The following is a 4717-nucleotide window of genomic DNA, read 5'->3' as shown; positions in this document are numbered from 1 at the left end:
CTGACGATCACCAGGTCGTCCGGGTACGGCGACAGGGCGGCGCGGATGTGCTGGTTCACCGTCGCGTGGCCGTAGAAGGACGCGGTGTCGAGGTGGTTGATGCCGAGCTCGACGGCGCGACGCAGTACGGCGGCCGCCGCGGCCGTGTCCACGTGCTCGAGCTGCATGGCGCCGTACCCGATCCTGGCGATCTCGTGCTGCCCGAGCTTGACGGTGCCACCGGGTCGTTGCGATGTCATCAGCGGATGTCCTCAGGTAGAGTCTTCAGAAGAAGTGGAGGTTTCTCCACTTCTCCGACGATAGCACCAAATGGAGGTTTCTCCACTTATGCGGGTGGATGCGGAGCGGAAGCGCGAGCAGGTGGTCGCGGCGGCCGGTGACGAGCTCGCCGATCTCGCCGTGGCGGCGCGTAACGGTGAGGCGGTTCGGCTGTCTCTCGACCGGGTGGCGGCCCGGGCCCGCGTCGGTGTGGCCACGCTCTACCGGCATTTCCCGACCCGGGAGGCGCTTCTCGAGGCCGTCTACCGTCAGGAGCTGACCCGGCTGTGCGAGGCCGCGCCGAAGCTGGCCGCCGCCGCACCCGCCGACGAGGCGCTACTGACCTGGATGTACCGCTATCTCGACTTCGTCGACTCCAAGCGCGCGATGGGGGCTGATCTGCGGGCGATGGTCGCGTCGGGCGCCGTGACGCAGACAGACACCCGCGCCCGGCTCACGGCCGCCGTCGCACCGTTCCTGGATGCGGGCGTGGCGGCGGGCATCTTCAGGTCCGACGTACCGCCAGGCGATGTCGTCGCGGCGATGGCCGGTGCCGTCATCGCCGCCGAGCCGGAGCAGCAGCGCGAACAGACGCGACGCCTGCTGAAGCTGCTGGTGGACGGTCTGCAAGCACGTTAGGCGAAGCTCTGGGTGCCGATCACGCGGAGCAGGTCGAGCTTCTCCCGGGCGTCGGTGCCTTCCAAGGGTAGGAAGGCTCGCACCCTCAGGTCTGCTGCCGGCGTGAGCAGGGTCTCGCAGGTCAGGTCGAGTGCGCCGACCTCGGGATTCAAGAACCGCTTGCGGGGCAGGCGGTGCACAGCGACGTCGTGGAGGTCCCACAGGGCGCGGAACTCCTCGCTGTGGGCAATCAGCGCGTCGACCAGTTCGGTGACGTCGCGGTCGCCCATCCGGCGGGAGTACGTCGCGCGCAGGTCGGCGACGTGGAAGGCGGTGTGGGCGTCCCAGTCCTCCTCGGGGAAGATCCGCCGGGTCTCCGGCTCGGTGAACCAGAGCCAGGTCAGGTTCTTGCCCCGGCCGCCGCCGGGGAGCAGGCCGCCGCCGGGGAGCCGGCCGACGACGATGTCGGCCAGGGCGTTCTGCCAGAGGACCTCGTCGAGGTCCGTGCTGATCACGACCGGGATGTCGGTCAGCCGGCTGACCAGCGCCATCAGTCCCGGCGGGATGTGCCGGCCGGCCCGGCGCAGCGGTGGGGTGAGGCCGGCCAGGTGGTACAGGTGGTCGCGTTCGTCCAGGTCGCAGCGCAAGGCACGGGCCAGGCTGGCGATGATCGGCTCGGACGGATTCGCGCCGCGGGACTGCTCCAGGCGCGAGTAGTAGTCCGTGGACATGCCGGCGAGCTGGGCGACCTCCTCGCGGCGCAGGCCCGGCGTACGGCGGCGTACACCGTCGGGAAGTCCGACGTCGGCCGGGTGCAGCACCTCCCGGCGCCGGCGGAGGAAACCGGCCAGGCCGTCACGATCTATCACACGTCCCATCATGCGTGACGGCCCAAGGCCTATCCAGGGACAACCTGTCCGTGGATGAAGTGGGCCTTCTCCGCACCGGTCGTCGCCGCCAAGGTGGAGACAACCCCAAGGAGGAAGCACATGCACTACCGCACGCTCGGCCGGACCGGGATCAAGGTCAGCCCGTACGCCCTCGGCGCGATGATGTTCGGTGCCGTCGGCAACGACGATCCCGACGAGTCGATCCGGATGATCCACAAGGCGCTGGACGCCGGCATCAACTTCGTCGACACCGCGGACTTCTACTCGCACGGCGAGTCTGAGGTGATCGTCGGCAAGGCGCTCAAGGGCCGCCGCGAGCACGTCGTGGTCGCCACCAAGTCGCACCTGCCGATGGGCGACGACCCGAACCAGCGCGGCAACTCCCGGCGCTGGATCGTGACCGCGGTCGAGAACTCGCTGCGCCGGCTGGGAACCGACTACATCGACCTCTTCCAGATGCACCGCCCTGATCCCGAGACCGACGTCGAGGAGACCCTGTCGGCGCTGACCGACCTGATCCGCAGCGGGAAGGTGCGGACAATCGGATCGTCGACAACCCCGGCGAGCGAGATCGTCGAAGCGCAGTGGGTGTCCGAACGGCGCGGTCTGGAGAGGTTCCGGGCCGAGCAGCCGCCGTACTCGATCCTGAACCGCGGGATCGAGCGCGAGGTGCTCCCGACCGTCCGGAAGTACGGCCTCGGCGCGCTGGTGTGGAGCCCGCTCGCGCAGGGACAGCTCACCGGGCGGGCACCGTCCGAGCTCCGCCGGACGGGGATCTTCCGGCACATGAGCGACCAGCGGCGGCTGGACGTCGTCGACCAGCTGACACCGGTCGCGGACGCGGCCGGTATCGCGATGACCCACCTGGCAATGGCGTTCGCGATCGCCCACCCGGCCGTCACGTCGGCGATCATCGGGCCGCGCACGATGGCGCACCTCGACGACGCGCTGGCCGGCGCGGACGTCGTGCTCGGCGACGACGTCCTCGACCAGATCGACAAGATCGTCCCACCGGGCACCGACGTCGGCCGCCTCGACATGGACTACGACACCCCGCCCATCCTCGACGCGAACCTCCGCCGGCGCCCGGTGGGCGACCGAGCTGCTGCTTAGTGGTACGTGGCCGTCACGTGGTAGACCCGGCCGCCCCAGCCGTCGTTCGGGAACGAGTCGGAGATGCGGACGTAGGCGGCCTTGCCGGCACCCAGGTACGGCGTCAGGTCGAAGGTGCGGTCGGCCTTGTTCTGGCCGTCGTGGTACTGGTTCGTCTCGGTGGCGACCGTGGTCCAGTTCTGCCCGTCGGAGCTGAGCTGGACGGCAAACTCATTGTCGATTGTCAACATTACGGATGCAGACGATGCGTCGGCCGGGAACGGGAAGCGGTAGACGAAGTACGAGTTCCCGTCCGCGAACCGGTTCTGGACGCCGTTGCTCTGCGATCCGTCGGCGTCGTACAGCCACGGCGTCTCGGCCGCCGTACCGGTGTCGAAGTCGGCCTTGTGGGCGATCAGGATGTCGGACCGGGTGCTGTACGAGAGCAGCGGACCGGACGTCACGGTCGCCGTCACCGAGTGCGGACCGTCCGGCGTACCGGCGGGAATCGTCACGTCGAGCTGCACCGCGTCGTGCACCGGTACGGCGTTGCCGCGGGTCGTCAGCGTGACGGTCGACTTCGCCGGCGTCACGGTCCAGCCTGACGGGGCGGCCGCCTGGACGTTCGCGGTGATCCGGTCGCCGACCGGGCCGGTTGCCTGGACGTCGACCGTCACCTTCAGGTGGGTGCCGGCGCCGGTCGCCGGCATCACCACCGGCAGGGCCGGATCCGTTGTCGCGGACAACGATCGCACCGGCGGCGTCGCGGGTACGGCGGCGAGCAGGGCGCTCAGCGCGCTGGCCTGGGTACGCCAGTCGAAGACGTTCGGGGTCGCGCCGGACCACCGCTCCCCCAGCCGGTCGGACGCGTCGCGGTCGTTGTTCCAGACCGTGGCGGCCTGCTGGGCGACGAAGTCGGTGTAGCGCTGGTCGTGCGTGGTGTCGGCGAGGTCCATCCAGTACCGCATGAAGATGCCCTTGAACTGCTTGCCGTTGTCGTCGCACGTCCGGCCGGGCGCGTCGCAGTACTCCGTCAGCACGCCGTCGGTGACGAGTCCGCCCGGAGCGATCGCGGCGTCCGCGAGTCGCCGTACCGTCGGGAGGATCTTGGGGTCGTGCGTGGCACGCCACAGCTCCAGGCCGGCGCCGATCGCGAGGCCCTGGTTGTAGCTCCAGACCGTGTCGCCGTTGCTCTGGCAGTTGTCCTTGAGTCCGTCGTTCACCAGGCCGGCGGAGTTGATCATGCCGCTGCCGGTGAACCAGTTCCAGCCTTCCTGCGCGCGGCCGAGCCAGCGCGTGTCATGCGGCATCCGGTTGTGCAGCTCGGCGGTCAGGCGGATCCAGAGGCCGTTCGTGACGGCGTTCTTGTAGGTGCGTTCGGCGTTCCACCAGACCCCGCCGCCGCAGGTGCTCGGGTCCCAGTAGCCCTCGACGTACTCCGCGATCTTCACCGCCATGTCGAGGTACTTCGGGTTCTTGGTCACGTCGTACGCCTGGACCCAGGTGAGACCCCACCACTCGGAGTCGTCGATCGCCCGGCTGGTGAAGTTGCCGAGCAGTTGGTCGCCGGACAAGTACCCGGCCGGGAACGCGCCTTTGTCTTTCTCGAACGTGTTGTCCAGCTGCGGCAGGTACCGGCGGTCACCGGTGCGCTGCATGTAATCGCCGATTGTCTGCAATGCGACGGCCGAGTTCCACCAGCTGGACGGGAACCAGGCCTTGGTCGGCTCGTACGAGCTCATCAGCTGATCGGCGGCGACGCGCGCCCGGGCGACGGACGTGGGACCGGACGCGGCCTGGCCGGGGCTCGCGCCGGCCGGTGGTGACACCAGCCCCAGGGCGAGCGTCACCGCCCCGGC

General features: G+C 69.4%; 5 protein-coding genes. 2 read left to right on the top strand and 3 right to left on the bottom strand.

The features are described from left to right. On the bottom strand, positions 1–239 hold a 239-nt coding region (locus VFF46_RS18480), incomplete at its 3' end, for an aldo/keto reductase (RefSeq protein ID WP_325038381.1). Positions 240–327: 88 nt separating this feature from the next. On the opposite strand from VFF46_RS18480, the gene VFF46_RS18475 reads away from it, so the two are divergent. Beyond that, complete coding sequence (locus tag VFF46_RS18475) at positions 328–897, top strand: TetR/AcrR family transcriptional regulator (protein ID WP_414673074.1); 570 nt, start codon at positions 328–330, stop codon at positions 895–897. Here the strand turns inward: VFF46_RS18475 and VFF46_RS18470 are convergent. Beyond that, positions 894–1754, bottom strand: coding sequence for a helix-turn-helix transcriptional regulator (locus VFF46_RS18470; protein ID WP_325038383.1), 861 nt, complete (start codon positions 1752–1754; stop codon positions 894–896). The two genes, VFF46_RS18475 and VFF46_RS18470, sit on opposite strands and share 4 nt — an antisense overlap. 111 nt (positions 1755–1865) lie before the next feature. On the opposite strand from VFF46_RS18470, the gene VFF46_RS18465 reads away from it, so the two are divergent. Next, the gene (locus tag VFF46_RS18465; RefSeq protein ID WP_325038382.1) at positions 1866–2879 is read left to right on the top strand and encodes an aldo/keto reductase; all 1014 of its coding nucleotides are present in this window, start codon (positions 1866–1868) and stop codon (positions 2877–2879) included. Here the strand turns inward: VFF46_RS18465 and VFF46_RS18460 are convergent. Then, a partial coding sequence (locus tag VFF46_RS18460; protein ID WP_325038379.1) for a glycoside hydrolase family 76 protein occupies positions 2876–4717 on the bottom strand: 1842 nt, incomplete at its 5' end. The two genes, VFF46_RS18465 and VFF46_RS18460, sit on opposite strands and share 4 nt — an antisense overlap.

This window comes from Kribbella sp. (assembly GCF_035655035.1).
Taxonomy (GTDB): Bacteria; Actinomycetota; Actinomycetes; order Propionibacteriales; family Kribbellaceae; genus Kribbella.
This window is presented reverse-complemented; position numbering and strand designations above follow the sequence as displayed.

Coding starts and splice junctions, on each gene's coding strand:
- VFF46_RS18475 (WP_414673074.1), top strand. CDS start 328: ATGCGGGTGGATGCGGAGCGGAAGCGCGAGCAGGTGGTCGCGGCGGCC.
- VFF46_RS18470 (WP_325038383.1), bottom strand. CDS start 1,754: ATGGGACGTGTGATAGATCGTGACGGCCTGGCCGGTTTCCTCCGCCGG.
- VFF46_RS18465 (WP_325038382.1), top strand. CDS start 1,866: ATGCACTACCGCACGCTCGGCCGGACCGGGATCAAGGTCAGCCCGTAC.